Origin of the sequence: Streptomyces vastus, from assembly GCF_039532825.1 — a bacterium.
Classification (GTDB): Bacteria; Actinomycetota; Actinomycetes; order Streptomycetales; family Streptomycetaceae; genus Streptomyces; species Streptomyces vastus.
Genome location: NZ_BAAASJ010000113.1, coordinates 163,920 through 190,350 on the forward strand (window position 1 = coordinate 163,920; position 26,431 = coordinate 190,350).

Sequence of the window (26,431 nt, forward strand, 5' to 3'; positions counted from 1 at the left end):
TCCCCGAGCGCTGGTTTCCCGTACTCGCCGTCTTCCCCGCCGACGCGGGGGTGTTCCGGTCCGACCGACGATCACGTCATGGACGTCACGGTCTTCCCCGCCGACGCGGGGGTAGTTCCGGAGTCAGCCGACGCGCTCGCCGCGGCCCTCGAGTCTTCCCCGCCGACGCGGGGGTGTTCCGTTGCCCCAGTCGCCGAAGTTGCGGCCGTACGGGTCTTCCCCGCCGACGCGGGGGTGTTCCGAACCATGACGGGTACATAGACGGATCGAAACCGTCTTCCCCGCCGACGCGGGGGTGTTCCGACCTGGATCGCAGGGAGATTGACGGCTTGGGCGTCTTCCTCGCCGACGCGGGGGTGTTCCGCGGCACGTCCGCGACTTCGCGAGTGACCCCGCGTCGTCCCCGCCGACGCGGGGGTGTTCCGTCGTCGAAGCAGCCTGACCGTCAGGCGTAGACGTCTTCCCTGCCGACGCGGGGGTGTTCCGACGACCCTGTCCCGGATGCTGGAGGCGGCCCTGTCTTCCCCGCCGACGCGGGGGTGTTTCGATCAGCAGGAGTCCGCCGGTCCACATGAGGTAGTCTTCCCCGCCGACGCGGGGGTGTTTCGGCAGACCGATGAAACGGTCCCAGGACTCCCGGGTCTTCCCCGCTGACGCGGGGGTGTTTCGCCGGCCACGCCCATCAGGAGCGAGAGCGTGACGTCTTCCCCGCCGACGCGGGGGTGTTTCCGCCGCGATGGTCTCGCTGTTGGGTTCCTCGCCGTCTTCCCCGCCAACGCGGGGGTGTTTCGTTGACGCGGGTCGGGAGGGTCCCAGCGGTTCGGTGTTCCCCGCTGACGCGGGGGTGTTTCGACGAGATCTGCGCCTGCATGGACGGCGACACCGTCTTCCCTGCCGACGCGGGGGTGTTTCGTCGTCCTGCCGGGCAACCAGGCGGAGGACGCGGTCTTCCCCACCGACGCGGAGGTATTTCGCCCCGCCAATGCGACGTCCCTCTTTGGTACTCGTCTTCCCCGCCGACGCGGGGGTGTTCCGTACCCCGATGCCTTGCCGACGCGGCCCTTCCGGTCTTCCCCACCGACGTGGGGGTGTTCCGTTCATCGCGGCCCTGAAGGGGGCCGGCCTCACGTCTTCCCCACCGACGTGAGGGTGTTCCGACGACGTGCAGGGCGCCACCGGCCAGGGTGAGGTCTTCCCCACCGATGTGGGGGTGTTCCGGCCCGGCAGTTGCGCCGGTCGCAGGTGGCAGCGTCTTCCCCACCGACGTGGGGGTGTTCCGGGCTTCGACTGTTCGGGGCTGACCGTGTACGCGTCTTCCCCACCGACGTGGGGGTGTTCCGGAACGGGTGACGATCTCCCTCCCCGCGGACCAGTCTTCCCCACCAACGTGAGGGTGATCCGAAGGATGGTAGGAACCCGTACTCGTCGGCCGTGTCCTCCCCACCGACGTGGGGGTGTTCCGCTCAAGGGGCGTACCAGGAACCCGGTCACCCAGTCCTCCCCACCGACGTGGGGGTGTTCAAGAGACTCACCCTCCGCCTCCTCGCCGCCGACCGTCTTCCCCGCCGACGCGGGGTGTTCCGAAGTACGCGGCGGGCTACTGGCGGACGTTCCCGTCTTCCCCGCCGAAGTGGGGGTATTCCGAACCTCGAGTTCAGGTACAGCACCTTGTGCCGGTCCTCCCCGCCGACGCGGGGGCATCAGCTTGAAGCACGGACCTCCTCTCCTAACGGTCAGTCAGCGGGTCCGTCGGCGCCATAGCGAGGCTGGAGTGACGTATGTTCCTTCAACCACCGCGTTATCTTCGAGAGATGCGATCTGGCGCTCGATTGCCCTTACGTTCTCCGCGTTGTTGACGGTGGCAACGCCCTGGACCGTGACGGCCAATGGGTCGGAGACGAGGGCGGCCCTCCGTTCGCGGAGAACTTCCACGGCGACGGCCTGGAGCGAGCCGAGACGCAGATAGCGGCCCTCAAGATCGGTACGGTCAGTTTCGCCGAGTTCTGAGCGAAGGTACGCGTATTCGGCCTCGGTGAGGCTCACGCCGCTTCGGCCCTCCCGCGCCGGGACTGTCGAGGCGGTTCCGTAACCCAGGCGTCCGGGTGAGTGATCTGCTCGGCGATCGCCGGGTCGCCGACCTCGGAACCAGGCTGGAGGAGCACCGTCTCATGCGTCTTGGGGTCGGTAACGAAGACCGCGGTGGCGAGCGTGCGGGCGGCTGGCATCACAGGACCTTCGCGGTGATGTGGATGTCGGGGACGTACATGACCGGCATCGCGACTGCGGCGCCCTTCGTCCAGACCTGGACCGGGTCGTCCTGGTAGTCGGCGGTGATGACGATGCCGGGGGCGTCCTGACGGGTGATGGCCGGCTTGGTGCCGGATGAGAGGACGAGGGACTCGGCGGTGATGCCGTACTGGGTTTCCGCCCAGGACTCGGGGTTGGGTGGGAGGAGGATCCAGCGGTCCTCCGGGATGACGCGCTGGTAAGCGTCATCGACGGAGATCTGGACGTCGTAGACCGTGATCGGTGGGAGGTTGTAGCGGGCGCGGACGACCTCGACCTCGTTGGGGGCGAGGACTGCGGTGGGGGTGGTGGAGCCGTTGACGCTGCCGTAGTAAGCGGCGCGGTAGGCGTTGTTCGCGGCCAGGGTTGCGCGGGCCTTGTACGAGGTGAGGACGCGTGCCGGGAGTGGGGCGCCGATGGAGCGGAGGTATTCGATCCAGCGGAGTTCGTCGGCGATGGGGTCGCTGGTGGGGTCGGACCAGGGCTTGGCGGCGGTGGGCATGTTGGCGGGCGGGACGCCGAAGTCGGCTTCCAGGGTGAGGCCGTTCTCGCCGTTCAGGCTGAACTTGCCGTCGACCAGGAGATCTCCGGCAGCGAGTTCCATGCGGTTATGGATGGACTCGACGTGGCGTTCGATGTCGTCGTAGAGCAGCTCGATGAACTCGGAGGCGTCGGCGCCGCGGGCGGTGTCGAGGAGGATCTGCTCCAGTTCGCCGACGATGAGCTTCTGGCCGAGGGGCGGCAGCATGCCCTCGGTGATGATCTTCTCGGCTTGGCGGCGGGCGACGGCGGTCTGGGCGTCGTACGCGCGGAACTTGGCTGCGTTCACGCGGCGCTTGCTGCTCTTGATGCGGAACTTGACGGAGTTCAGGCGGCGTTCGGGGATGACCGTGCGGGTCAGTTCGAAGTCGGCCGGGGTGGTGATGGTGCGGGCGAAGACGTTGAGGTCGGCTGCGTCGATGTCGCGCAGCAGGGTTTCGAGCATGGTGGGTGGGGCTCCTTGAGCGGCTCAGCGATCCGCGATCGGCGGCGGGTCAGATGAAGTGGAGCTGCGCGGTCGACGTGGTGATGGTGGAGACGTCGAGGCCGCCGGGGATGTGGGCGGCGGCGATTACGCCGTGCCAGAACAAGGCCGCGCCGGCGCGGGGGCTGCCGGGAGTGAAGGGCACGTCGGCGAGGAGTACGCCGGTGAAGGTGGCGCGGCCGTCGGTGGCGGCAGGGTCCCAGGGTCCGTACAGGCCGGTGGTGGTGACGCGGCCGAGGGGGATGCCGGCCTGCATGACGTTGCGGGGCTGGTTCAGGGCGGGGGGTGTGTAGTGGGCGCCCTGCTTGAACAGGGCCGTGTCGAGGGTGATGGTGAGTGGGGTGTCGAGTCCGTGGGTTGACACCAGCCAGGGGCGGTCGGCTGTGGCGGACTCGGAGTAGGTGATTGGCTGGAGGTCCATGCCGGGTGACGGGTTCCTTCGGGCAGGCCGTGTTGGCGGTGAGTCCGTACGGTCACCGGGTGGTGCCGTCGTCCGCGGCGGTGCGGCTGTGCCGATCGGGCGCGGTCCCGTGGGTGAGTGCAGGTCAGGGTCAGGGGTTCTTCAGGTGACCCCGGCGTCGGGCGATCTCCCGTCCGCACTGGCCCGGTTGGGGTGGCGTGCTGCCGGAGCGTCCCGGAACGTTGGACGGGCTGCCGGAAGGCGGGGGCGCCGGGGCCTGGAGGAGGCGGGCGCCGAAGAGTTCGGGGCGGCGTTGCTTCAGGTCCTCGGCTGTCTGGGTCAGGGTGGCGTCGTCGGCGTCCGGTTCGAGCTCGCGCGCGAGTAGTACGGCGGCGTCTTCCAGCTCCGTACCGGTGGCTCCGAGGCCGACCAGTACGGCTCGGCGTGCTGCTTCCCTCTCGCGCGCCGTGGCCGCCGATTCCCGTTCCTGGGCTTGTCGTTCGCGTTCGGCGGCGGCCTGTTCGCGGCGCTCCACCTCGGAGAGGCGCGCCTGTTCGGCGTCCTTCTGCTGTTGTTCGGCCTGGCGCTGGCTTTCGACGTACTCCGTCAGGGCCTTCGCGGACTCGAAGCCGAGCTGGCCTAGCAGGTCACGTACGCCTGCGCGGCGGCCCTGGTCCTTCTCGCGGGCGAAGCGGCGGGACAGTTCGTCCTGCGGGATGGTGACCATCGCCGAGTCTGGCTGCTCGGTCGCCGCCTGGGCTTCCGGCCCGGTACCAGGGTCGTCGGAGGAGGCTCCGGAGTTCGGCGAGATCGGGTGGCCGTCGCGGCCCTGCGTTCGTACGGTCATGGGCTACTCCTCGCCCAGACGCCCCCGCGTCGGCGCGGAGCTTAACCCGTAGCGGCCGTCCGTGGCTGGTGGGTGTGCCCATTCAGGCGGCTGTCGTGTTGTCTGCTTCCTCGTCCTTCTCGCTGTCGGAGTCCTGCCGGTCCGGTGCGGGTGGAGTGGCCCGCGCCTGGATGCGCTCCACCTCGAGGGAGGCGTCCTCGATGGGGAAGCCGGCGTCCACCAGCAGTCGTACGCCGGTCTCCAGCGAGAGCACCCCTGCCTGCACCCCGCGAGCCACCAGCTCCAACGCGGCTGTCAGATCGGTAGGCAGGTAGGCACCGAATGCGATCGTGGCCTGGGGGTTGTCGCCGGGAGGCAGTACGCCGCCGAGTTGGTAGAGGCGCTGGACCATCTTGAGCAGCAGCGGGTACTTCGCTTCCCGGGCCAGCCGCATGGAGCGGATCATCGCGTCGAGGGGACCGAAGCTGAGCTGCAGCGCGTACCCGGACGGCACCTCCGAGGGCCGAACCGTACCGAGCACGCTGCCCGGCAGTCTGGTGACCACCGAGAGGCGGTCGCGCAACGTCTCTACGTACGCGCGGAGTTCGGCGAGCTGCGCCGAGGTGTCGACCGTGCTGAGCTGGCCGGTGTCGCCGAGCGGCCAGACCATGCCCGGCTCGACCTGGACCGGGAGCGGCTGCCCGGTCTTCCGGTCGACGGGCAGCCGCGCTCCGGACAGGCCGATGATCGGTGAGCCGGTGGTCGCCGAGGCGCGCTGGCTGTCGGTGTCGGCCGCGGCGAGGTCGTCGAGGAGTTGCGCGGCGGACAGGAGGCTGGACTGGCCGTAGTGCTCGGCACCGTTGATGGTGTTCGGGACGTGGATGACTGGGATGAAGTCGAGTTGGAGGTCGAGGTGGTTGAGGACCTCGCCGTCGGCATTGGTGCGGAAGCGGGCGCGGGTCAAGGAGAGCGCGTCGAGGTCGCCGGTCCTGTCGATCTGGTCCAGGTCCCATTCGGCATCGGTCAGGTAGCAGGTGACGCCGCTCGGCTCGCTTGACCACGGGTACGTACGCCGCGAGCCGCCATCGTCGATGGGGCCCAGCTCGTACGTAACTCGGCGCAGGGTCCCCTTCCGGCCGGTGGCGGGGTCGTCCGGGACCTCCCACGCCAGGTGGACGCGGTTCGGGTATTCGTCCGCATCGAGTGCCCCGTCCGGGAGTACGGGGAAGTAGAAGCCCGGGTCGATCGTCTTAAGCACCGGTCGGCTCTTGGCGCGGGACCATGCGAGCAGGTAGACGGTGTCGCCCAGCAGCACCGCGTTGCGCTCGGCATGCTGCATCCGCATCCACACATGCTCGGCCTGCGCCCACTCCCGCAGGAGCGCCTCCCGTTCCGGGGCCGCCGTGGCCTTTTCGTCCTCCTCAACCACGATCTGCTGCGATTCGCCGAGCAGATGACTGAGCGTCTGGTCGACGATGAGGGACGCGTCGCCGTACTCGCGCCGGTCCACGCCGTCCTCGCCGAGCAGCGCGGCGGCCTGGTTGCTGTCGTACGACGCCAGCACGGTGTACGCGGCCAGACGGCGCCGCTCGGACTCCGGTACCCATGAATCGCCCATGGGTCCGGGCAGCTTCGTCGGGCGGCCTTCGGCTGCCGCCTGGTAGGCAGGCTTGTACGCCAGCGCTCCCCAGGTATCGATGATGAGCTGCCGCCAGCGCCGCATGTCCGCACTCCCCGGTCACGGTCCTTTCAAGGGCGGCGAAGCCTAAGCCAATCCGATCCCGAATTGCGAGAACTCGCCTTCCATGCTGGGCTGGAAGGAGGAGGACGAATGCTCCCGGCTAGGCAGCTAGGGCCTGCGATGGACGCCCACTCCACAACGCGAGAACCGATCCATACGACAGCCGGATGCCGATAGAAGGCTGTGGACTGCGGCCACACAAACGTCCCCAGAAGAATTCGGCTAATAACGGCCAACCACAGCACTAGATCTCGCGCACCTCATGATGGCCTGACACCTTGAGGAAGAGGTCCATTATGGTTGAGAACCCAGATCGCTACACCAAAAACCCGAAGGGTGACGAACAGCCCGAGCAAGTTCAATGGCCCAGCCAAACGGACTTCGCGCCCCCTCCAGCACCCGCCGCCTGTCCTGCATGTGGGCAGGTGACATCCGGTGAACTTTCCTGTCAATTCTGCGGGCAGGCCCTCTTCCTACCCAAAGGACTCCCCTTGTCTACCATCGGCCTTCGATTTGGTGGATATCTACTGGAGGGGGTCCTATTCGTCTTCACCGCAGGGATCGGGTGGCTTATTTGGGCGCTCTTCCTGTTTCCGCAAGGACAAACACCCGCAAAGCAGCTACTTCAGATGAGAGTGGTCCATATCGGCGAACAGCACACTGCTCGATTCTGGCGGATGTTCCTTCGTGAATTCATAGCGAAGCCGGTCATCGCAATTCTCGCGACTGCCACATTCTTCATCCTCTACCTGTGGCTGTTCTGGGACCGCAATCGGCAGGAACTATGGGACAAACTGGCTTCCACACTCGTCGTCAGCGACCGACAAGGCTTGCTCCGCCCCCCACCGCGTCCTGACAGCGCCCAATAACAGGCCGCAACGGGGGCGATGGGCAGTCGCACAGGAGCGCCCCGCCCGACGAGGAAGTACAAGACAGTGCACGCGAAGTCGAACCTAGGCAGCGGGCGGCCGACGGGCGCACGGCCCCCGACGGGTATGCCCCTTGACCAATACGTTGAAGAAAGTGGGGCAATGAAGATGAAAAGACGGATCACGGCCATCACGCTACTGACAACAGTGGGATTCTTCTTTTCGGCTCCGTCCGTTACGGGAGCGTCAGCCGTGAACCAAGGGTCTCAAGAACAGTACCTGAGCGAAACTGACCCGCTTAGCTCAGAGTACGGCGTGGAGAACGGATCTGCAGAGATCAACGGTGAACAATATTCGCAGAGTATAGCCATGCGGGCTGATAAGAGCTCTGTGCCCTATGGGGACGCTGAGTATAATTTGGGCCGCAGGTGGCAGAGCTTCGATGCAACCATTGGTTTGCGAGACGACTCTCCAAGTGAATCCGCGCTGAATTTCGAAGTTTTCGCAGACGGGGAAAGGCTGCATGAGGAGCGCATGAAAGTCGGAGAGTCAAGCGAGATCGCCCTCAATGTTTCGGGCAAGCTCCGGATAACACTCAAAGTCTCCTACGACTCTTCCGAGATCATAGATACCTACTGCTATGGTGTGTGGGGAGACGCTCGGCTTAGTAACCCTTGAGCTCCCTCAGCCCGGAAACTCGGGCGTTTTTGAAGGGTGCCCCACGCTGACCAACCACCCTTCGCGGGCTGCGATGGTGCTCGATCTCAAGTAAGGGCCCTCTCAGAGGAGAGGACGTGTTCGGCATGGCGGTAAGCCACCGGCGACGCATCTCATGCATTCTCGCCGCCTTAGTTTTTGCTGCAGGTGCATCGACGGAGGTCAGGGCTTCCGTCCCCGCGCAGTCAAGATCCCAAGGCGCTGGAGTGAGCGGTGACTTCCTGGTGGCGAAGGCGCACCCGAAACCTTCGGCACCGAAATTGATTGACTGGAAGAACCGCGCTTATAGCCTCACCTGCGATGACGTGGTCGACAAACCGGTCAGGGTGACTTTGCGCAATGGAAAAGGTGTTGCGAAAGGAAGCATCCTAGGCGGCGGGTATGACCGATGGGAGGTCGAGGTTCAGCGAACCGCCCAAGGCCGCCTGTCACGCCTTGGCAATGTGACTGCTGTGCTCTTTTACTGCTCTCCGCAACCGAGCAACTTCTTCATGCAAGAACTACGTGTCTATCGCACCGATGACGGCAGCGAGATAGGCCGTACACCAACCTTCGATGTCCAGGAGTTGGCGCCGCAATATCAGCCGAAATCTCTAACGATCAAGGATCGTCTCCTTGCCGCTGACCTCAGGTTTTACGGACCTCAAGACAGCCACGCGGACGGACCCTCGATACTCCGCCATGTGACCTGGACATGGGAGGACGGCCGTTTTGTCCCGCATGGGGCAGATGGGGAATCGGAGGATCGCGGCCGGGTTGACCTGAATCGCCAGCACATGACGGTAAATGGAATGGGCCCCCTGGAGTTGGGCATGAGCCGCGACGAGGCTGCGAAAGCAATCGGCGCACCGATCCCTGGAAGAGAGGGCAGAAGAATCTGCACCGACTTCAGCGTGGAGGGAGGACCGGAGGGGCTCCTCCTACGCTTCGAGTCTGACCGCCTCGTCGCAATCTACGTCCACCGGCCGGCAACGACCATCTCGACGCTTTCAGGCATCCATATTGACAGCACTCGAGACGATGTACTCAATACATACCCGGGAGAGATCACATCCACTATTCCGGAATACGGCGGCGAAGAGCTCATTTTCGCACCAGCCGCGCCGGAGTTTGCGGGCAAAGTAATCAGGTTCGGGATGAACAACGGCGTCGTCGACACCTTCATCGCCGGTGAGAGCGACTGGGCAGTATTTGCCCCTTCCTGCGGGGGCCCCGAATAAAGACGGCTGACACCATGAGGAACGGCACATCGATACGGGCCTACACGGAAACCCGACGTCGACCGCGGTTACAAGTGGCAGCGAGGGCGGACAATGGCTGACTTTCTCAGCTCTACAGCCAGGCGGATTGCAGCAGTTCTATTCTCTGAAGCCATAGCCGTGGCTATTGCTACGCCCCTGTCCGCCGCCGGTGCTTATGCGACGCTGCCATCCCGTCCAGCCAAAGTGTGCGGGACGGCACAGGCGGCAGGAAAGCAGTTCACCAAGGGGGTAACCCCTGTGCTGTTCGTGCACGGTTTCAACTCTGGGCCGGCCATGTGGACTGGAGGCGAAGCGAAGGTTGAAAGATCCAATAAGACACTCATTGATCTGGTCTCGCAGACAGGATCCACCACTGCGTTTACATTCGACTATCGGAGGTTCAGTAATCGCTGGGTGACAGATAAGGCTATAGGCCACAGGCTGGCCAGCACGATTTCTTGCCTAAGAAATCTAGCCGATCGCAAGGTGATTGTGGTGGCCCACTCCATGGGTGGCCTTGCTACACAATGGGCCGCAAGTGATAGAGGCGGTCGCGTGGGACATAACATCTCCGCCGTTGTCACCCTCGGTACACCATACAAAGGATCCTGGTTGGCCGAGTGTACGCTAAACCGGAACCTCGACCAGCGCCACCCAATCGAATGCCAGGCGGCAGAGACACAATTCGAGGAGTGCGATGAGAAACAGCGTAGCGGCAAGAAGCAGCCAGCTATCTGCAGAGGCGTGCCCTCCAAGATCGCACGTCAAAGCAAAGCAGTTGAGGGGCTAGCCAACAAGAACTCGGAAATTACCAATCTCGCGCCATGGCCGTCGAAAGGTGGTCCAAATGTTTACCCGCTCGCGGGAAAGGCGGATTTTAGACTCTTTGGCATATTCGCCGTTGCTGGGATCGAAATAGGGGACAAGGTTGTGAGCGTAGAATCCGCCACCAACGGTAGTCGGGTAGCCACTGTTGAGTGTGAGGCAAAGGATCCGCAGAAGGATACGTGTTTCCATACGATGCTTCATCGAAATGATACTCTCGCGAGAACTGTAGTGGGCAGAATTAAGATGGCCATTCAGAGGGAAGAGGGGCAGTCAACTCCTGGGCGAGTTGAATTGAATCGCCAGCGCATCACGGTCAACGGTATGGGCCCCTTGAAGCTCGGAATGAGTCGAGCCCAAGCGGAGAAGGCACTTGGGGCGCGGATTCCAGGAATACCTGATCAGCCAGAGTCATTTGGGCGGCCTTGTAGGGACCTTCCAGTGATGGGTGGACCGAAAGGACTGTTCCTGCGATTCTCGCGAGATGAACTGGTCGCAATCCGAGTGTCGTCGGCCGCATCAACGTCGATTTCGACAGCCTCTGGGATCCACCGGGGCAGTCCGCGATCAACCTTGCTGCAGACCTACGGAGCAGAAATCACGACCACCTCGGTTGACAACGGCAACGAGGAACTCCTCTTCGAGCCCAGCGCGTCGAAATTCGAAGGAAGAGTCATCCAGTTCTCCGTAAAAGATAGCAAGGTTGACGCCTTCGCAGCTGGTGAGCCCTTCTTCGCAGACAACCTCGATTGCAGCTCAGACTGATTTGGGCAGGTACGTACCTCCCTCACCTCTAACTACAGTCGACCGTGCCATCTCGCCGCGCGCGACCGACGCCGTCAAAGTCTTGCTTGCCCTCCACCTGTCGGCTTCATCGTGAGGTTGGAAATCGTCAGTGCTCCGAGCAGGCTATTCACGGACATGGTCATCGGCGCCCCTTTAGCCGACTGTCCGCCGTGGAGGCCGGAGCATCGGGTGCCCCAGCATCGAGCAAGAGGTCTGTAAGCGCCCAGACGCAGGAGTCGAGCAAGTCCGGAGACTTCTCCTCGGTTTCAAGGGCCCCGACGTAGGTCGTCATCTGCTCCTCGAGGACTGCGAACCTGCGGGGCGGGCCAGCGTGGCTGATCCGGGACTGTTCGTACAGCATTGCGACCGGGGCCGCGCGGGCCCTCTTACCGCGGGTGGCGTGGACAACGCGGCACGGTACCGCCGGGTCAACCTCAGCCAGGAGCGCGGGAAGGTAGTCGCCTCCGTTGTTGGATTCGATGACCACGCAGTCCGCCTGGTGCTCGTGGTACAGCGCAGCAGCTCGTCGCATCGCTGCCGTCGGCGTGTACCTGTCCTGTTCGGCGTGGAGGACGTAGCCGCGCGGGCGGCGATCGCCGTACATCTGCTCCAGTGGGAACGAACGGCCGGCCACCGTGAAGGCGGTTAGGTCCGCGTCGTCCGTCGTCGTGACCGCCGGGTCGACTGCGACGACCAGGCGGTCGAGTGGTGGGACCGCGGTGCGCGCGATGCGGAAGCCCTCGACCTCGAACATCCACTGCTTCCACAGGGCGCCCTCGACGTCTTCGAGGAGGACGCCGTCGAGTTCCTGGCGGCCGAGGCGGGTGCCGCCGTACTCGGAGTCGAGTTCGGCGAGGGCGGCGGCCGAGAGGTTGGCCCGGTTGTCCTCGGTACGGCCTGTCGTGAGGACTACGGTGGAGCCGGTGCGGCGGCCGCGTTCCACGAGGCGCTTGACGTGCGGCAGCGGCTTGGGGGTGGTGGAGATGACGACCTGCGGGGACGGTGCCTCGCGCAGGCAGAACCACAGCATGTCGTACACCGATTGGGCGGTGTGGCGGTTCCAGGCCGCGTACTCGTCGAGCCAGCCCTTGTCGAAGGCGAAGCCGCGGAGGTTGTCGGGGGTCTCGGCGCCGAAGCCGTAGATCGCCGAGCCGTTCTTCAGGCGGAGGGTGGTCAGGCCGTTGCCGGGGCTGTAGCGGCGGATGTCCTCGGGCGGGATGACTGCCAGGAGGCCGGACTTGGGGGATTCGAAGCAGATCTCCTTGACCAGGGTGGCGTTCTTCGCGACGACCGCGATCATCGTGCCGGGGGTGGCCGACCAGGCGCGTACGGCCTCCGCGGCTGACTTCGTTTTGCCCCAGCCGCGGCCGGTGAGCATCATCCACGCTGTCCAGTCGCCTTCAGGGAGGCGCTGCGTGGCGCGGGCGTGGTGGTGCAGCCATTCCTCGTGGGGCAGGCCGTCGCAGTCGGGGCGGTTGCAGGACCAGCGGCGGGCCGATGCGGTGTCGGCTTCGAGTAGGGCGGTGATTTCGGCGTGCAGCTGGGCGTCGGACATGCCGTCCGGGTCAGGCAGAGCGGTGAAGGAGTCGGCGGTCACTGCTGGTCGCCGCCCAAGGTGCCGATGCGGGCCTCGAGTTCGCGGCGTAGCTGTTCCATGCGGGCTCGACGTTCCTCGTCTGTCAGCCCGGTCACGTCTGCCGCGTCAGCCGCGCCCCCGCGGGTGGCGGAGGCGACCTCGGCCAGGTCCATGCCGTACGCCTGGCGCTCGATGCGGATCGTCACCTCCAGCCAGCGGATCACGTCCGACGGGCTGAGCCGCGACGGGTCGAGTTGCTGGAGCTGGGCGACGATCTTCGACTGGGCGGCGGAGGCGAGGCGGGCGTGTCGGCGGGCCACTTCGCGGGAGGCGTGTTGGCGTTCCGCGCGCCAGAGGCGGTCCTGCTCGCGGTCCCACGCTTCGGCGCGCAGTACCCAGCGGTGGGCCGTCGACCAACGCTCAATGAGCGTGCGGGACTTGGCGAGCCGTTCGGCGACCTTGCCGATGCTGCGGGACAACCCGAGGTCGCGGTAGCAGGCAAACGCCTCCCACGCGGCGGCCGATTCGCCCGGCTGCCGCTCCCATGCCTCGGCGCTGTCCGCCATCCGATCGGTGCTCTCCTGCCTGCTCTCTCCGTCCTCCCGCCCCTCCCGATGCCGGGACGCCTTCGGTTCAGCTCGACGTGCGGCGCAGGCTTGGGTCGAGAAGCCCGAGGTGCGCCAGCAGGTTGGTGCAATCGGCGCGGCGCTGAGCCCGACCCCGGCCGGTGGCGCGGGCAGCTACCTGGAGGGCGGCCTTGCGGCGTACGGAGTCGGGCAGCGGTGTCACAGAGACGGTGCGCTCCCATGATGAGGAGTCCTTGGCCAGGTTCACGGCTGGTTCCCTTCTCGTACGTGATCGGGCTCCAACTCGCCCTCGAGGAGGCGGGCCAGCTGGTCGGCGAGGCGGAACGGCTGGCCCGCGAGGTGCTCGGTCAGGGCCCGGGCCAGGCCGGCGGCGGTGCGGTGGACGGTGGTCAGGTGGTCGATCTCGGCGTGGAGCCGGTTCAGTTCGTCGGTGTGCGGGGCGGTCATGGGGTGGGTCTCCGGAAGTTCGGGGGAAGGGCGGCCCGCTGCCGGGCGGGGCCGAGCACCTCCAGCACAGTGGGCAGATCGCGAGGCCGCCACACGGCGACCTCGAATCCGCTGGCGGCCAGATGCGCCAGCCACTCGCGCTGTGCCGGGCGGATCCGGCCGGTGTCGGTCTTGAACTCGACGAAGAGCGTGCGGCGTTGGCCGAGGTGGCCGAAGACCTCGTCCGGCCAGCCGGGATCGGAACGGCGGGAGTCCGCCGTGTGGTACTGCAGCCGCCAGCCATAGCGTGCGGCGATCTCGCGGACCTGGCGGCGCCACTGCTCCTCACCCGCGCCTGCGGCCACCACGGGGAAGCGCTCGGCTTCCAGTTGTTCCAGGGATCCGTACCGCTCGCTGAGCAACTTGCGGTACAGCTCCTCGTCCGCCTCCGACACCGCCGTCACTGCGCACCCGCCAAGTAGTCGGCAGCCCACAACTCCAGCGCCCTCCACCGCTGCCCAGCCTCGATGTCGCCGTCCCGCTCCATGCGGTCGATGGCCCGCTGGACGACCGCCGCGGCGTCCGCCGGCATAGTGCGCGTGGCGAGCACCGTCTCGATCGGAGCACTGCCCTTGCGCTTCGCCGTCTGCTCCTCCGGGTCGTACCAGCCCTCCGCCAGCTCACCGAGATGCCGTTCGACAACGGCGAGGATGATCGCGAACGCCGCAGCAACGTTCCCGATGTTGTGCGCACCCTTCGTCGTATCCAGGGTGTCCAACACGCCCTCGTACTGCTCGATACGCGCCACCCAACGGGCATCGGCCGAGGCCGCCTTCCGCGCCGCCTCCAGGGCCTTCTCCGCGGCCTCCTTCTCATCCGGCAGGAACACGATCTGCACGGTCGCGAAGTCCAGGTTCGCCTCCGCGAGGCTCGGCACACTCACCTCCTCCAGGAGCTCGAGCGTCTTGTCGTCCAGCCCGGAGTACAGGCGCATGGAGACGTCCTCCAACTCCTCGTACAGCGCCTTCAGGGTGGCCGGATCGTCCTCGCCGCTGATCGCGTTGTGGGACAGCTGCAGCGCGATCTGCTTCTGGCGGGGCAGCGGGTCGGTGACCTCCAGCCAGAAGATCGTCGCCAGCCCGGCCTCGATGGCGGCCTTCGTACGGTGGTTGCCGGACAGGACGATGCGGCGGCCGGAGTCGGCGTCGTTCCACACCAACGGCGTCGACGTCAGGTGCCCGTCCTCGCGGATGTTCGCCACCAGGCGCTGGAACTGCTCGTGCCGCATGAAGCGGGCGTTCAGGTCGAGCAGCGTCAGGTCGCGCGGGTCGCCCTCGACGATGCGGGGCTTGCTGAGCTGGGTCACCGGGCCGTGTCCTCCTGGGGTTCGTTGAGCCCTTCGGCGCGTCCGTGCTTGCGGCTCCACTCGGCGAACCCCTCGGCCAGCGACCAGCGGCCCAACTCCGAGCCGTAGTCGAGCTGGTAGCGGTAGGCGGGATCGGTGGAGTCCTTACGGGAGTTCAGGCGCAGCAGCCCGCGGTACTTCATCGACACCGGCCGCTGCGTGAACGCCGTCGTGTTCAGCCTGGTCAGGCGAGTGTTCATGGCCCGCTGCGCCAGAAACTGCGCCTCGGTCGACAGCGCCGCGTACAGCACGAGCTTCGCCAGCCGCCCGTACGACGTCGGCGCGACCGGGAAGTCGGAGAGCAGGTAGACGTTGTGCGGGTCGTACTTCGGCATCGAGAACGCGAACGCACCCACCACGACCCCGTCGACCAGGACCGCGAGCGCCATCGTCGGGGTGCCCGGGCGGATGTTGTGGTTCATGTACTGCGAGCGCAGCGTCGCGAACTGGCCCATCGACAACGGGGCCAGCGTCAGCGTCCCGCCGAGCCGCTGCCCCGGTACGAGACGCGGAGCGCGCACCGGCTCCAAGCGCTGGTGGGGCCGCACGATCCGCGAACGCGGCACCGACGAGTACACGTTGATCGGCAGCCCGCGGTTGGCCGTCTGCACCTGACCGCGCAGATGCCCGGCCAGCTCCTCGACGTCGAAGTGCAGCCCGAGCACCCAGTGCGGCCGGTCGGTGATCCGCTCGATCAGCGTCTGCTTCGCCGCGTCGTCCAGCGTCGGGTACTCCGGTGCCGGCCACTCCAAGTGCTTGTCCAGCGCCGCGAACTGGCCCTCGTAGTCCCCCGCGTAGAACGGAGGGAAGGCGACCACCGGTGCATCGGCCGGGACCTGCTCGGCGAGCCACTGGTTCACGTCCATCGGCGCGTACGAGGCCAGCCGCAGCGGCAGCGCCTCGATCTTCGCGACCGTCTTCGCGTGCAGCTCGGGGAACTGCTGCCGGTACGCGGCCAGCATCCGCCCGTAGTACGGATGGTCACCGCGCCCGAGCCACTGGAAGAAGCGGGAGCCGAGGAGCACCACCGCGAGCGTTCCCGCCCGACCGTCCATGTACGGGGCCAGCCAGTCGAGTTCGCCGGCCGACTCGGGGCGGATCGTGATCGGCAGTTCCTGCCCGGCCAGGTACCAGCCGATCGCCGACGAGTACAGCTGCACGTCGCAGCCGTGGAGCCGGAACCCGGAGTCGTGCAGCACGCGTTCGATGGTGAAGTTGCCGGAGCAGCCGACGTAGATGTCCTCGGCCTGGCCCTGCCAGGTGGCGGTGTGCTCGTGGATGACCGCACGAAGGTCCGCAGGGATCGAGCCGTGAAACAACGCTGCCTCCCCTGCGCCGAGTTGACCGAGAAGGACGCGGGCCCGGAGGGGCAGGGGGCTGGTCCTGCCGTGCCGGACCGCCGGGGAACCAGGAGGCGCGGGGGACGCCTGGAGGGGGGATGGTTCCTTGGCTGATCGGCTCCGCATCACATACCTGTGCGGACGCGTCCTCGAGCGCCGGGCCCGACTCGAACGGGCTCCTCCCCACCGGAGGCGGGGCGTGCTGCCAGGTGCACCACCGACGCACGGCGGGGCTCGATCGGAAGATCACCCCGCCACGGAAGAACCGTATCAGACGAATGACTGTCACAACATATGTAGTGGACGCGGTTCCGCGCCCACCACATACTCAAAGCCCCGACACCCCAGGGGCGATCAGGACTACTCGTCCACGCCCGAGAGGTCGAGCAGGCTCAAGGTCCCCGCCGGGCACTCCTCGGGCGGTTTCGACTTCGCCTTCACCTTTCCCGGCCCGGGCTCGAACAGCTCCATCTGGCCAGGTGGCGCCGGCTTCGGATCCGGCGGCGCCTCGAAGTCCTCGCGGCTCATCTCCACCCAGTTGGGCCTTTGACTCTCACTCACAGCAGCGCCCCCTGTTCGTACTCCGGTCCCAGCGGCCCGAGCTCCCGCACCTTCGCTCCCGTCTTCTCCTGCCACCAGGCGGCGAACATCCTCCGATGGCACCACTGCTCCGACTGCGCCAGATCCTCAAAGCACAGCAGGACCAGCCGCGAATCACCGGCCGCCACGGCGATCTCCTGAAAGCGCGAGGCGAAGAACTCGGCCCCATGCCAGTCGAGTTGAGCAAGATACGCCGCCTCGTACACCGGCCGCGCGGCCCCGAAGTACTCGCGACTCGGCGCCGCCTCCCGCACCTGATGCTCCAGCGGGTACGGCAACGTCCACCGCGGCGCACCCAGAGTGATGCGCACGGGTACTCCCATCGAGGGCTCGAAGCCCTGGTATCTCTGCGTGAACAGTTCGAACATGCTCCTCCTGTCGTGACTCGCCACCCTGCATGAACTTGCAAAGGTGTCGATAAAATTCTATTTCACTATGCGGCGTCCTTCAAGTCCGATACATATCTAGCTCACTGGTGGGGCAGGTACCGCAGACGCCCCACTCCCGCCCTACATTCACCTCACCCACCCCGTAGCCACCGAGGCGCGACGGCGACCCACGACACGGAAGAGCGGCCGGGGTCCCGCTCGGACTCCCGACCGCTACCACACTCCCGCGCGCCAACTCAGGCCGCGGCTTCGAGCTCAACCTCCGAAGGCTCCTCCGCCGCGACCGCGGCGATGTCAGCCTCGCCGGGCTCCTCCCCACCCTCAGGCTCGACCTCCAGCTCCGGCCGCACCGTCAGCTGCTTCGCCTCGGACATCGCCTTGGCCTTGCGTAGCTTCTTCGCCGCGTCGGCCGCCGCCTTTCGTACGCGCTCCACGGCTTCCAGGTGCTTGCCAACCTCGCCCTCGAACAGCTCGGCCAGCTCGGTGGGCGTCAGCTTCGCCAGCTCCTCGATCAGGGCGCCGGCTCGCTCCACCTGGTCCACCTTGGACTTGGCCTGCTTCCGCTCCTTCGACTTCTCTTCCTTCTCCGACAGCTCCTTCTCGGAGAAGAATCCCTCCTGGTTCTCCTTCATCCGCAGGGCCTGCGCGAACGTCGAGGCGTCGGTCTCCGTCTTGAAGTCGCCCTTCATGTACCGGGTGACCGCCACCTTCTGGTTCGCCGGCGAGAGCTTGGAGAGGTACCAGGCGAAGTCGGCCTTGATCTTGCCCTCGGCGACCAGCTCCGCGATGTCCGTGGTGAGGTTGAGCAGGTCCATGCGCCACCTCACGTAGTCGGTGGTCTTGCCGAACATCTCCGCGATGCGCTCCGCCGCGTACCCGAACCCGACCAGGTCCGCGTACGCCTGCGCCTCCTCCATCAGCGTCATGTCCGCGCGGCCGATGTTCTCGGAGATCCCCATGATGAACGCGTTCTCGTCGTCGACGCTCGAGACGACCTTGGCCTCGATCGTGGTGGCGTCCTCCACCAGGTGCATCGCCCGCCAGCGGCGCTCGCCCATCACGATCTGGAACTTGTCGCCGGCCGGCCGGACCACGATCGGCTGAAGCTGGCCGACCGAGCGGAACTGGGCAGCCAGCTCCTCCAGCTTGGCCTCGTCGAAGAACTTGCGGGGCTGATCCGGGTTGGGCTCGATGTCCGCGAGCGGGATCGCGATGACCTGGATGTTCGCCTCGGTGACGTTCATGTCGCTGACTCCTTGCAGCCTTGGTCTCGCAGGAGGGGTTCCTGTGAGGTGATAACTAAATACTATGGTCAATCGATCTTGAGCGTCAAGTGTTATTGAGATTGATTATCAGGCCAGCAGCTTTCTCCTTCAACACATGTGCGCTCCAGGAAACCTGCATCCAAGTCGACGTCCGCCCCCATGAGGGCCTTCAGAATCTCCAGGTCTCGCCAGGCGTACTCCTGTGTCGGTTCGTGTTCTCGCGCCCTGGTGTGACCCACCTCGTCCGCCGCCCCCTCCATGTCCGATGAGACGTACCCCTTCATGCCGCTCCTCCGTCGCACGCAATGACCCTCTGTGTTCCAGTGCCCTCCATCCTGAATCTGTCCGGCGGCGGTATCTGCAGGGAGTGCAGGCCCGACCCCCGCTCCGTGAATGCGGAGCGCGCGAGGCAAGGCAATCCGGATGACCAAACGAAAGAGTTGTCGGCGGCAGCCATCGAGAGACCCCTCTGGTGACAGACATCGTCAGTAGGGCGCCACGCGACCAGAGTGGCGCCGCGCCCCCACGTTCAGGAGGCGGCCAAAGCGGCCGCACGACTCCGACCCGCCTTACGCTGCGGAGGCGAACGTGAAGGATGCGTGATGATCCTGTGGGCAACACGTTCCGCTGTCAACTATTTCCCATGCCCACCCGGAAGATCGTCCAGTTTGCACGCTATGCACGCCTCGAGTTCCAATTTCTTGCGCCTTTTTCACTCGAAGATCCTCAACTCCCCTTAAGATCCGCAGACATGTCGTCACCACAGCAGGGGCAGGGCGCGGCAGACGGCGAGGATCAGCGGGAAGACCGTGCGGTCCGCGCGGACCGCAGCGACGCAAGCGGCTCCGAGGACTTCGACGCGGCCCAGCGCTTCGGGCGGCGCTTCAAGCGCCTGAACCAGGTCATCTACCCCGCCGAGCAAGGAAGGCCCTACCGGGAGCGGGAGATCGCGGACGAGATCGGCATGTCCGTCAGTCAGGTCAGCAACCTGCTCAACGGCCGCTCCGTCCCGAGGGCGGACCGGGCCGTCGCCTTGGCACAGCGTCTGTACGGCGTACGCGTCGAGTACTTCTTCCTGCCCGACGACGACGCCTATGTGCAGGCCGTCGACGAAGACCTACGGGCCATCGAGCAACAGCGCCGTGGCGAACCGCTCAGTCGCAGCCACCGTGCAGCCGGCACCGCCGCGGAGGCCGATGCGCTGCTCCTCGGCGACGAACAGGTCCGATCCATAGCCGAGGGCGTCGCCGAACTGCCCCTGGACATGCGGGAGACAGTCGGCGCCCTGGTGGACCAACTGCGCCGGGCTGTCGGCTTCCATCCCAAGGACGGACGCGGGAGGCCCCGATGAACGAGCAAGGCAGTGCACCCATAACGACCTCATGGGAGCTGCCCGGAGAGGAGGACCACAGCGTGGGCATGCGAAATGAGAGACGCAGAGTCAGGGCTCTGCTGAAGAAGTTCGGGTTACCCGCGCACCCGACGCTCGACCAGCTGGTCACTGCCTACGAGGCTCAGACCGGCCGCGAGCTGCTGTTCATCGAGCGCGAGTTACAGCCGGGTGAGCCGTCCGGCCTGTACGAGCGGTACCTGACGCAGGACCGCATCTACTACCCACGGCACACGAGTCCCGCCCACCAAAACCTGGTGAAGTGCCACGAACTCGCCCACCTTCTGCTGGGCCACCAGCCTCGGGCCACGACCATCGCCCCCGATGTCGTACGCCGCGTGCTGGGACGCTCCCACTACGACGATCCCGCCGAGCACGAGGCCGAGACGATCGGCCGGGTGCTGTACCTCGAACTGAACCTCGCACCCGACGAGGGATCCGCTCCGCACATCGCACCCTCCCTCGTCCACCGGGAGGGGCGTCATGTCTGAGATGGAGGCGCCGTTCACAGCGACCTACCTCTCCGTCGGCACCCTCATGTACGTGCTGGCCGCGTACAAGACGCTGGCCTGGACCCGTGAACGAATACCCGGCCTGCTGCTCATGGCCGGCGCCGCCTTCGCGGTCGGGACCGGCTTCATATCCGCCGCACCGGACATCTACCGATGGATCGGGCGGGCCAGCGGCATCTCCAACCTCGCGACGCTGGTCGTCTACAGCTCGGTCATCATCTGCTGCGCGTTCTTCCTCGTCCTGGTGCTGCTCTGGTCACCGACCTCCGCAGCGGGAAACGGCAGCAGTGAAGCGGCCCCACCGGCAAGGGTCCGGGCTGCGCTACAACGCGTCATGCCTCCGTACGCTGCGGTGGTCGTTCTCATGGCGGCCTTGTTCTTCTCCGCAGACCTGCCGGACGGAGAGGTGCCGCTGACGTTCGACACCACCTTCGCCGACAGGCCCATCGTCTTCGCCTACCTGCTCGTCTACCTGGCCGGATTCACTGTCGCCTTGTGGTCCATGGGGTACGTGTCGTGGCGACGGTCCAAGGACTACAAAGACCCGGTCGTCCATGCGAACCTGCTCCGCCTCGCGGTCGGCTGCTTCGTCTGTTCCGGATACAGCCTGTTCAAGATCATCGCTGTGAGCGGTAGAGCCCTCGGCACCTCCGCACTCGATGCGCTCAGCACCGCCGTCGGGCCCGCGTCGTCCTCCCTGGGCTGCCTGATCATCGCCAGTGGCTGGTTGGCCGGTGCCGTACGGCTGCGTCGTCAGCGGCGCCGCGACTTCCGCGCGCTCGAGACGCTGTGGCGTACGGTCACGCGAGCCGATCCGGGCGTCGTCCTGACCAGCCCGCCGACAGGATCCAGCTGGGACTTCCATGCCCTCGGACGGGTCGGGGAGATCCGCGATGAGCAACTCGCGCTCCGCCCCTGGACCTCCCAGGACGTCGTCGACACCGCGAAGCGTCTCGGCGAAGCCGAGGGCCTTGCGTCACCCGAGCAGGATGCCGTGGCCGCGGCGGCCGCCCTGCACGGCGCGCTGCTGGCGCTGGAGTCCGGGCAGGTCCCGCGACGTCCCTGCGAGCAACCGCCCGGGATCGACGTGCCCCCGCACGCGGAGCGGCAACACCTCGTCACGGTCGCCCGCCACCTGGACGGTCCGCTCGTGCGCCGGGTTCTGGCGGAGGTAACCAGCACATGACCAGCACAGACGTAGCGCGACGTACGCCGGCCAGCCGCTCCGAGCACCCGCACGCGGCCTATCAGCGGCTGGCGTTGGCCGACTGCCCGAAAGACCTGAAGCTGGGTCTGAACCTCGGCTTCTACCGCGTGTTCGGGATTCCCAGCATCGCCCGCGTACTGGCGGGCACCGGGAAGCTGACCAGCCAGCCGGCCGTACGCGCCAAGGCCACCGGCACGCTGATGTACACCCTGATCGAGCACGGCCTGGAGGATCCGGCCGGTCGCGACGCGGTGGCCCGGCTGAACCGGCTCCACGAACGCCTCCCCGTTGGCAACGACGAGTTCGTGTACGTCCTGGGGGCATTCTGCGTCACGCCGATGCGCTGGATCGATCACCACGGCATACGGCGCACCACGGCGAGAGAGAAGATCTCGGCCCACGCCTTCTACTTCGACCTGGCGGAACGGATGGGCATCAAGGCCGTCCCGGCCTCCTACCTCGAGCTGGCCCGCTGGATGGACGACTTCGAGCGCCACCACATGGCGCCGAGTCCCGAAGGGCGGACGCTCATGGAGGCGACTCGGAACCTGCTCTCCGACCGCTTCCCACCGCTGGTCGCCCCTGTGGTGCAAGCCGCGGCCAGCGCTCTTCTCGACGACCGCCTGCGCCAATCAGTGAGGATTTCCGCCCCGCCGCCCGCCATCCGGCTCATGGTCACCACGGCCCTACGCCTCCGGACGGAACACACGAGGAGGCGTAGGGCCGGTGCTCCAGCCACTCCGCGCGCTGAATGACCTGTGCGGGAGCAGTTGCCGAAAGGGTAGGCAGCCATGCCGAAGCGCACTCAGCCCGCTACCGCCAGAAGATCTCGAACCGGGCCTCGTCGAACTTCCGCGACCCGCGCACCGTCGCCGGCCCCACGCGCACCTCCCGCACGGTCAACTGCACCAGGTTCCGCCGCTGCTCACGGCCTGCCGTCTCGGTCCACCAGCTCTCGACGCCCTGCGGGGTCAACTCCGGCAGCTCCTCGAGGGCCTTGCCCCGGCGCACGGCGGCCATCGCCTCACTGCGCCGCTTCTCCAGCGCGGCCTTCGCCGCCCGGAACTCGCTCAGGTTCAGCTCCTTGCCTCCATACGCCTGCGCCAACTCCTCTTTGTGGACCCGCAGTTCCTTCTGGAACCGCTCCGCCTCCCGAGCCTCCGCGGCGAACCGGTCGCGGATCGCGGCGAGCCGCTTGAGCTGCGCCGGGCTCGCCAGCCGGGCCACGACCCGCTCGCCGATGTACTCGTCCAGCGGCTCGGCGGAGATCCGTACCTTGCCGCAGCCCTCGCTCTCGCAGACGTATCCGCGCCCGCCGTTCGCTGTGGACCGGGCCACCAGCGGCTGCTTGCACAAGGCGCAGGTGGCCGGGCCGCCGGACAGGTAGTGCACGTGCTTGGACTTGCTGCCCTGGCTCTTCTGGTTCTCCCGGAACAGCTCCTGCAGCGCGTCGAACGTCTCGCGGTCGATCAGCGGCTCGGCCGGCCCTGGGACCAGTTCGCCCTCGGCGTTCTCCCTCAGGCCGGTGATCGCCGGATTCCGCAGACGGCGGCGCAGGGTGGTCGGCGACCACGGCCGCCCCGACACCGTCGGTCCCGCGTTCTGCGTCATCCACGCCGTGGCCTCGGTGAGTGTCTTGTCCTCCTCGAGGAGAAGCTTGGCTACCGCCGCCAGGTAGGTGGCCTCCTCGGGGACGGCGGTGACGCCGTCCGTCTCATGCCCGTACGCCCTCATGTACTCTCCAGCCCAAAATCCCCCTGCTTCCCACGCACAGGGTATGCCAACACGTAGCATTGTCACCCCTACATCTGAGACTCGGTTGTGAACCGAGGTCAGCTGCTGCACGGCGGACTGTACAACGAGACGATCGGCTACTGGAGAGTTCCGGCACCTCGGCATGTACCAACTCACCCTTTGGAAAAGGGCTCGTGGAGCCAGCGTCGGGGTGAGCGGCGGCATGTTGCCGTTTCCTGGATCCCTTGCCCAGGCGGTAGGGCTGTGGCTGACTGGCGTGCGTCGCCGGTGCCGAGGGGGAGCAAGCGTGGGTAACTGGGCTGTGATCGTGCAGTACTTCGAGTCCGGCCGGGGCATGTACGAGGGCGGAGTCATCTGCCGGGGGCGTGAGACGAAGGACCAGGCGCTGGAGGAACTCCGCGCCGTCCTCCACACATACACGCCGACCAAAGGGATCATCGAGGAACGGCGCCAGGTGTACCGTCTCGCCGACCAGGAGTCGTACCTGGTAGTGATCAAGGGCCAGATGACGCTGTGGGAGTGCACCCTTCGCGTCGCGGAACTGATGTCGGACTCAGCCGACCCGGCCGTCGCTGAGCGGGCGCACGGAAAACAGCGTGGCGAAAACGGCTGACGAACCGAGCACCGTGACGCCCAGCGGCGGCCTGGGGCCGAGCGAGCCGCGGCATCACCCAGACTCGGGCGAAACCCCGAGCGCCCGCCACAACTCCGCGGAACAAACCCGGTACTTGTTCCCCACCCGCATCACCGGCACCGGAAACTCACCATCGCGCACAAGCCGGTACGCCACCGTCCGCCCCAACCCGAACGCCCGGCCCGCCGTCTCGACGTCAACCGTCACGGGCAGTGACAGAAGCTCGTCCCGCATCACCGGCTCATCACCGTCCAGCACGCAACTGCCGTGTCCTGAACGTACATAGAGGTGCTCCTCGTCTCCCCCGCACGCTCCGGCCGGAGCCTAAAGTCCCTGGCACCGCGCGGACAAGGCCGTTAGGCTCCGGCACCTTTTGGCATGAGAAGGGGGCTCGACGCATCCATGAGCGTCACCACGTACAAGCGCTGCACCTGCAAGGGGCCACGTGTCGACCGCGCGGGCAAGCCGATCCTCAACGACGACGGCACACCGGTCATCGGCGCGCTGGGCGACCGTTGCCCGAAGCTCAAGCAGCACTCGCACGGCTACTGGTACTTCTACTTCTCCATCCCGCAGCCAGGCCGGGACCCCCTCCGTGTCCGTCGTGGCGGCTTCAAGTCGCGAGCAGAGGCCAAGGCCGAGGGCATCCGGCTGTTCAACGAGTCCTCCGAAGGCATCCAGGTCACGAACAACGAGACCGTGGAGCAGTACCTGCGCCGCTGGCTGGAGGCCCAGGCCGGTCTCAAGCGTTCCACCACCACCGTCTACCGCGGACACATCGAGAACCACCTCATCCCGCACCTCGGCGGCATCAAGCTCACCGAGCTCCGCACTCAGCACATCGACGCCATGTTCCGCGCGATCCGCGAGGCCAACGAGAAGCGGCAAGCCGACCGGCTCCGTGCCCTCCAGCTCAAGACCCTGCGCGATGAAGCCCGCACCCGCTGGAGGGCCGCTCCAAGGCCGCACGGGGGCTACAAGAAGCGGGCTGAGATCCGCGCCTTCCGCGCTCGTCTCAAGGCCGAGTGGCACCGCGCCTCCTCGAAGTACAAGGAAGCGGTCGTGGGCACCTCCCACCGCAAGGACACGAACATCCCCACAACACCGCATCCGCGCCACGCTCTCCAGCGCCCTCACCGACGCCGTACGTCAGCGGCTGATCACCACCAACTGGGCACAGCTCGTCTCCATGCCCTCCACCAAGCGGCCGAAGGCCCTGACGTGGACCGACACCCGTGTCGCCGAGTGGCAGCGCACCGGCACCGTCCCCTCCCCCGTCATGGTGTGGACGCCCGAGCAGGTCGGCCGCTTCCTGGACCACGTCGCCGACGACCGGCTCTTCCCGCTCTGGCACCTCATCACCTTCCGCGGCCTGCGCCGCGGCGAGGCCACAGCGATCCCCTGGGCCGAGGTCGACCTCGATCAAGGTCTCATCAACATCACCCAGCAGATCGTGGCCGTCTCGTACGAGCCCTACACCGACACCCCGAAGGCCGACAGCGAGCGCACCATCGTCCTCGACGAGACCACCCGCACCTTGCTCGTGGAGTGGAAGGCAAGACAGGACCAGGAGCGCAAAGCCCTCACCGCCAAGGGCAAGTGGATCGAGACCGGCCGCGTCTTCACCACCGAGGAGGACGGTTCCACCTACCACCCGGAGTGGATCAGCCGCCGTTTCCGCCGCCTCGCCAAGGACGCCGGCCTGCCGCCCATCCGTCTCCACGATCTCCGCCACGAGGCCGCCACCCTCGCGCTCACTGCCGGAACCGATCTGAAGGTGGTCCAGGAGATGCTCGGCCACTCCACGATCACGCTCACCGCTGACACGTATACGAGCGTCGTCCCGGCTCTGTCCCGAGCGGCCGCCGAAGCCGCCGTCGCGATCGTGCCCCGCGGTGGCCGCAGGCAGCCCCTCCGTGTCGTCGAGGGCGGCGGTCAGAGCGCCGCCTGACAGGGCGGTTCCACAGCGGGGGTGACGGGTTTCCTCAATCGTTCCTCACCCCACCCGCCAAATGGGGCAAAAAGACTGTGGGCTCCGGGTGCCACACCCGGAGCCCACAGTCTTGATCGCTTACGATCCAGAGGCGCGCAGGTCACGCGGCTTCTTCACGCGTAGCGCCTGGTGGGGCGGGTGGGACTCGAACCCACGGCCGACGGATTATGAGTCCGCTGCTCTAACCGGCTGAGCTACCGCCCCGTCTACGGCGCGTCGCGCACATTTGTGCGCGCCGTCTGCCGCAGCATAGCCGCTCATACGATCTCCTGCTTCGGATGGTCGGCTACGCACGACCATGAGGACAGCGCCGCAGGCTGCGCGGTTCCGCCGGACATGAAAAAGGACCCCTGAGGGGTCCTCTTCCGTTGCTCTCCCGACTGGACTCGAACCAGTAACCTGCCGGTTAACAGCCGGCTGCTCTGCCAATTGAGCTACGGAAGACCGAGCTCCCCCGACTGGACTCGAACCAGTAACCTGCCGGTTAACAGCCGGCTGCTCTGCCAATTGAGCTACGGAGGATTGTCTCGCTGCATCGAACGTACCTCCCTGGGTATTCGCCAGAGGGCGGGCGCTCGCTGCGACACATACATTAGCGCAAGCAGGGGGGTGCTTCGCCAATCGGTTCCTCCCCCGT

General features: G+C 66.4%; 28 protein-coding genes, 4 tRNA genes and 1 pseudogene. 11 read left to right on the plus strand and 22 right to left on the minus strand.

Annotated features, from left to right (window positions below):
* Positions 1 to 1,737: 1,737 nt before the first annotated feature.
* The 6 genes from ABD357_RS35560 to ABD357_RS35585 all read right to left on the minus strand — a co-directional run bounded on the left by ABD357_RS35560 (position 1,738) and on the right by ABD357_RS35585 (position 6,259).
* Positions 1,738 to 2,043 carry a hypothetical protein gene (locus ABD357_RS35560; protein ID WP_344395385.1) on the minus strand — a complete coding sequence of 102 codons (306 nt, stop codon included), beginning with the start codon at positions 2,041 to 2,043 and terminating at the stop codon, positions 1,738 to 1,740.
* Entirely contained in the window at positions 2,040 to 2,225 is a 186-nt protein-coding gene (locus ABD357_RS35565; protein ID WP_344395386.1) for a hypothetical protein, read from the minus strand. The genes ABD357_RS35560 and ABD357_RS35565 overlap by 4 nt, the downstream gene beginning before the upstream one ends.
* Complete coding sequence (locus ABD357_RS35570; RefSeq protein WP_344395387.1) at positions 2,225 to 3,271, minus strand: major capsid protein; 1,047 nt, start codon at positions 3,269 to 3,271, stop codon at positions 2,225 to 2,227. The genes ABD357_RS35565 and ABD357_RS35570 overlap by 1 nt, the downstream gene beginning before the upstream one ends.
* A gap of 49 nt (positions 3,272 to 3,320) precedes the next feature.
* The gene (locus tag ABD357_RS35575) at positions 3,321 to 3,731 is read right to left on the minus strand and encodes a head decoration protein (protein ID WP_344395388.1); all 411 of its coding nucleotides are present in this window, start codon (positions 3,729 to 3,731) and stop codon (positions 3,321 to 3,323) included.
* Positions 3,732 to 3,861: 130 nt separating this feature from the next.
* On the minus strand, positions 3,862 to 4,557 hold the full coding sequence (locus ABD357_RS35580; RefSeq protein ID WP_344395389.1) for a hypothetical protein: 696 nt from the start codon (positions 4,555 to 4,557) through the stop codon (positions 3,862 to 3,864).
* Positions 4,558 to 4,639: 82 nt separating this feature from the next.
* Positions 4,640 to 6,259, minus strand: coding sequence for a hypothetical protein (locus tag ABD357_RS35585; protein ID WP_344395390.1), 1,620 nt, complete (start codon positions 6,257 to 6,259; stop codon positions 4,640 to 4,642).
* Between the two features lie 509 nt (positions 6,260 to 6,768).
* On the opposite strand from ABD357_RS35585, the gene ABD357_RS35590 reads away from it, so the two are divergent.
* From ABD357_RS35590 to ABD357_RS35605, 4 genes are all read left to right on the plus strand, one after another.
* A complete protein-coding gene (locus ABD357_RS35590; RefSeq protein ID WP_344395391.1) occupies positions 6,769 to 7,146 on the plus strand; it encodes an RDD family protein in 378 nt (125 codons plus the stop codon).
* A gap of 162 nt (positions 7,147 to 7,308) precedes the next feature.
* Positions 7,309 to 7,824 (plus strand): NPCBM/NEW2 domain-containing protein, encoded by a 516-nt coding sequence (locus tag ABD357_RS35595; protein ID WP_344395392.1) that lies wholly within the window; start codon positions 7,309 to 7,311, stop codon positions 7,822 to 7,824.
* Between the two features lie 245 nt (positions 7,825 to 8,069).
* A complete protein-coding gene (locus ABD357_RS35600) occupies positions 8,070 to 9,083 on the plus strand; it encodes a hypothetical protein (RefSeq protein ID WP_344395393.1) in 1,014 nt (337 codons plus the stop codon).
* 93 nt (positions 9,084 to 9,176) lie between these two features.
* Complete coding sequence (locus tag ABD357_RS35605; protein ID WP_344395394.1) at positions 9,177 to 10,694, plus strand: esterase/lipase family protein; 1,518 nt, start codon at positions 9,177 to 9,179, stop codon at positions 10,692 to 10,694.
* 160 nt (positions 10,695 to 10,854) lie between these two features.
* Here ABD357_RS35605 and ABD357_RS35610 read toward each other — a convergent pair whose 3' ends face one another.
* The 11 genes from ABD357_RS35610 to ABD357_RS35660 all read right to left on the minus strand — a co-directional run bounded on the left by ABD357_RS35610 (position 10,855) and on the right by ABD357_RS35660 (position 18,282).
* Positions 10,855 to 12,312, minus strand: coding sequence for a phage terminase large subunit family protein (locus tag ABD357_RS35610; protein WP_344395395.1), 1,458 nt, complete (start codon positions 12,310 to 12,312; stop codon positions 10,855 to 10,857).
* Positions 12,309 to 12,857, minus strand: coding sequence for a hypothetical protein (locus ABD357_RS35615; protein ID WP_344395396.1), 549 nt, complete (start codon positions 12,855 to 12,857; stop codon positions 12,309 to 12,311). The genes ABD357_RS35610 and ABD357_RS35615 overlap by 4 nt, the downstream gene beginning before the upstream one ends.
* 67 nt (positions 12,858 to 12,924) lie before the next feature.
* Positions 12,925 to 13,125, minus strand: a complete 201-nt coding sequence (locus ABD357_RS35620) for a hypothetical protein (protein WP_344395397.1) — start codon at positions 13,123 to 13,125, stop codon at positions 12,925 to 12,927.
* Positions 13,122 to 13,325: a hypothetical protein gene (locus ABD357_RS35625; protein ID WP_344395398.1), complete on the minus strand. Its 204-nt coding sequence runs from the start codon at positions 13,323 to 13,325 to the stop codon at positions 13,122 to 13,124. Before ABD357_RS35625 ends, ABD357_RS35620 begins: the two co-directional genes overlap by 4 nt.
* Complete coding sequence (locus ABD357_RS35630) at positions 13,322 to 13,759, minus strand: VRR-NUC domain-containing protein (protein ID WP_344395399.1); 438 nt, start codon at positions 13,757 to 13,759, stop codon at positions 13,322 to 13,324. Before ABD357_RS35630 ends, ABD357_RS35625 begins: the two co-directional genes overlap by 4 nt.
* 5 nt (positions 13,760 to 13,764) lie before the next feature.
* Entirely contained in the window at positions 13,765 to 14,670 is a 906-nt protein-coding gene (locus tag ABD357_RS35635; protein WP_344395400.1) for a ParB/Srx family N-terminal domain-containing protein, read from the minus strand.
* The gene (locus ABD357_RS35640; RefSeq protein WP_344395401.1) at positions 14,667 to 16,028 is read right to left on the minus strand and encodes a putative antirestriction adenine methyltransferase; all 1,362 of its coding nucleotides are present in this window, start codon (positions 16,026 to 16,028) and stop codon (positions 14,667 to 14,669) included. Before ABD357_RS35640 ends, ABD357_RS35635 begins: the two co-directional genes overlap by 4 nt.
* Before the next feature lie 173 nt (positions 16,029 to 16,201).
* Positions 16,202 to 16,273: transfer RNA gene (locus ABD357_RS35645), tRNA-Arg, on the minus strand.
* 136 nt (positions 16,274 to 16,409) lie between these two features.
* Positions 16,410 to 16,610 carry a hypothetical protein gene (locus ABD357_RS35650; protein ID WP_344395402.1) on the minus strand — a complete coding sequence of 67 codons (201 nt, stop codon included), beginning with the start codon at positions 16,608 to 16,610 and terminating at the stop codon, positions 16,410 to 16,412.
* Positions 16,607 to 17,017, minus strand: coding sequence for a hypothetical protein (locus ABD357_RS35655; RefSeq protein ID WP_344395403.1), 411 nt, complete (start codon positions 17,015 to 17,017; stop codon positions 16,607 to 16,609). The genes ABD357_RS35650 and ABD357_RS35655 overlap by 4 nt, the downstream gene beginning before the upstream one ends.
* 257 nt (positions 17,018 to 17,274) lie before the next feature.
* Positions 17,275 to 18,282 carry a ParB/RepB/Spo0J family partition protein gene (locus ABD357_RS35660; RefSeq protein WP_344395404.1) on the minus strand — a complete coding sequence of 336 codons (1,008 nt, stop codon included), beginning with the start codon at positions 18,280 to 18,282 and terminating at the stop codon, positions 17,275 to 17,277.
* A gap of 772 nt (positions 18,283 to 19,054) precedes the next feature.
* On the opposite strand from ABD357_RS35660, the gene ABD357_RS35665 reads away from it, so the two are divergent.
* From ABD357_RS35665 to ABD357_RS35680, 4 genes are all read left to right on the plus strand, one after another.
* The gene (locus ABD357_RS35665; protein ID WP_344395405.1) at positions 19,055 to 19,654 is read left to right on the plus strand and encodes a helix-turn-helix domain-containing protein; all 600 of its coding nucleotides are present in this window, start codon (positions 19,055 to 19,057) and stop codon (positions 19,652 to 19,654) included.
* 68 nt (positions 19,655 to 19,722) lie between these two features.
* Entirely contained in the window at positions 19,723 to 20,184 is a 462-nt protein-coding gene (locus ABD357_RS35670) for an ImmA/IrrE family metallo-endopeptidase (protein ID WP_344395406.1), read from the plus strand.
* On the plus strand, positions 20,177 to 21,391 hold the full coding sequence (locus ABD357_RS35675; RefSeq protein WP_344395407.1) for an MAB_1171c family putative transporter: 1,215 nt from the start codon (positions 20,177 to 20,179) through the stop codon (positions 21,389 to 21,391). Before ABD357_RS35670 ends, ABD357_RS35675 begins: the two co-directional genes overlap by 8 nt.
* Positions 21,388 to 22,167 carry an oxygenase MpaB family protein gene (locus ABD357_RS35680; RefSeq protein ID WP_344395408.1) on the plus strand — a complete coding sequence of 260 codons (780 nt, stop codon included), beginning with the start codon at positions 21,388 to 21,390 and terminating at the stop codon, positions 22,165 to 22,167. Before ABD357_RS35675 ends, ABD357_RS35680 begins: the two co-directional genes overlap by 4 nt.
* A 58-nt stretch (positions 22,168 to 22,225) precedes the next feature.
* On the opposite strand, the gene ABD357_RS35685 is transcribed toward ABD357_RS35680, so the two are convergent.
* The gene (locus tag ABD357_RS35685) at positions 22,226 to 23,146 is read right to left on the minus strand and encodes a recombinase family protein (RefSeq protein WP_344395409.1); all 921 of its coding nucleotides are present in this window, start codon (positions 23,144 to 23,146) and stop codon (positions 22,226 to 22,228) included.
* Between the two features lie 307 nt (positions 23,147 to 23,453).
* Between ABD357_RS35685 and ABD357_RS35690 the strand changes: the two genes are divergently transcribed.
* Positions 23,454 to 23,780, plus strand: a complete 327-nt coding sequence (locus ABD357_RS35690; RefSeq protein WP_344395410.1) for a hypothetical protein — start codon at positions 23,454 to 23,456, stop codon at positions 23,778 to 23,780.
* A 54-nt stretch (positions 23,781 to 23,834) separates the two neighbouring features.
* Here ABD357_RS35690 and ABD357_RS35695 read toward each other — a convergent pair whose 3' ends face one another.
* Positions 23,835 to 24,059 carry a hypothetical protein gene (locus ABD357_RS35695; protein WP_344395411.1) on the minus strand — a complete coding sequence of 75 codons (225 nt, stop codon included), beginning with the start codon at positions 24,057 to 24,059 and terminating at the stop codon, positions 23,835 to 23,837.
* A gap of 144 nt (positions 24,060 to 24,203) precedes the next feature.
* Here ABD357_RS35695 and ABD357_RS44945 point away from each other — a divergent pair.
* Together ABD357_RS44945 and ABD357_RS35705 are read left to right on the plus strand one after the other, a co-directional pair.
* Positions 24,204 to 24,584 (plus strand): annotated as a pseudogene (locus ABD357_RS44945) (hypothetical protein); the annotation flags it as partial.
* Positions 24,585 to 24,990: 406 nt separating this feature from the next.
* Positions 24,991 to 25,752 (plus strand): site-specific integrase, encoded by a 762-nt coding sequence (locus ABD357_RS35705; RefSeq protein WP_344395413.1) that lies wholly within the window; start codon positions 24,991 to 24,993, stop codon positions 25,750 to 25,752.
* A gap of 169 nt (positions 25,753 to 25,921) precedes the next feature.
* On the opposite strand, the gene ABD357_RS35710 is transcribed toward ABD357_RS35705, so the two are convergent.
* The 3 genes from ABD357_RS35710 to ABD357_RS35720 all read right to left on the minus strand — a co-directional run bounded on the left by ABD357_RS35710 (position 25,922) and on the right by ABD357_RS35720 (position 26,316).
* A tRNA-Ile gene (locus ABD357_RS35710) sits at positions 25,922 to 25,998 on the minus strand.
* 167 nt (positions 25,999 to 26,165) lie between these two features.
* Positions 26,166 to 26,238: transfer RNA gene (locus tag ABD357_RS35715), tRNA-Asn, on the minus strand.
* A gap of 5 nt (positions 26,239 to 26,243) precedes the next feature.
* Positions 26,244 to 26,316: transfer RNA gene (locus tag ABD357_RS35720), tRNA-Asn, on the minus strand.
* Between the last annotated feature and the right edge of the window lie 115 nt (positions 26,317 to 26,431).

Coding starts and splice junctions, on each gene's coding strand:
- ABD357_RS35665 (WP_344395405.1), top strand. CDS start 19,055: ATGTCGTCACCACAGCAGGGGCAGGGCGCGGCAGACGGCGAGGATCAG.
- ABD357_RS35575 (WP_344395388.1), bottom strand. CDS start 3,731: ATGGACCTCCAGCCAATCACCTACTCCGAGTCCGCCACAGCCGACCGC.
- ABD357_RS35655 (WP_344395403.1), bottom strand. CDS start 17,017: ATGTTCGAACTGTTCACGCAGAGATACCAGGGCTTCGAGCCCTCGATG.
- ABD357_RS35605 (WP_344395394.1), top strand. CDS start 9,177: ATGGCTGACTTTCTCAGCTCTACAGCCAGGCGGATTGCAGCAGTTCTA.
- ABD357_RS35615 (WP_344395396.1), bottom strand. CDS start 12,857: ATGGCGGACAGCGCCGAGGCATGGGAGCGGCAGCCGGGCGAATCGGCC.
- ABD357_RS35680 (WP_344395408.1), top strand. CDS start 21,388: ATGACCAGCACAGACGTAGCGCGACGTACGCCGGCCAGCCGCTCCGAG.
- ABD357_RS35685 (WP_344395409.1), bottom strand. CDS start 23,146: ATGAGGGCGTACGGGCATGAGACGGACGGCGTCACCGCCGTCCCCGAG.
- ABD357_RS35675 (WP_344395407.1), top strand. CDS start 20,177: ATGTCTGAGATGGAGGCGCCGTTCACAGCGACCTACCTCTCCGTCGGC.
- ABD357_RS35625 (WP_344395398.1), bottom strand. CDS start 13,325: ATGACCGCCCCGCACACCGACGAACTGAACCGGCTCCACGCCGAGATC.
- ABD357_RS35595 (WP_344395392.1), top strand. CDS start 7,309: ATGAAGATGAAAAGACGGATCACGGCCATCACGCTACTGACAACAGTG.
- ABD357_RS35565 (WP_344395386.1), bottom strand. CDS start 2,225: ATGCCAGCCGCCCGCACGCTCGCCACCGCGGTCTTCGTTACCGACCCC.
- ABD357_RS35570 (WP_344395387.1), bottom strand. CDS start 3,271: ATGCTCGAAACCCTGCTGCGCGACATCGACGCAGCCGACCTCAACGTC.
- ABD357_RS35705 (WP_344395413.1), top strand. CDS start 24,991: ATGCCCTCCACCAAGCGGCCGAAGGCCCTGACGTGGACCGACACCCGT.
- ABD357_RS35585 (WP_344395390.1), bottom strand. CDS start 6,259: ATGCGGCGCTGGCGGCAGCTCATCATCGATACCTGGGGAGCGCTGGCG.
- ABD357_RS35660 (WP_344395404.1), bottom strand. CDS start 18,282: ATGAACGTCACCGAGGCGAACATCCAGGTCATCGCGATCCCGCTCGCG.
- ABD357_RS35580 (WP_344395389.1), bottom strand. CDS start 4,557: ATGACCGTACGAACGCAGGGCCGCGACGGCCACCCGATCTCGCCGAAC.
- ABD357_RS35670 (WP_344395406.1), top strand. CDS start 19,723: ATGCGAAATGAGAGACGCAGAGTCAGGGCTCTGCTGAAGAAGTTCGGG.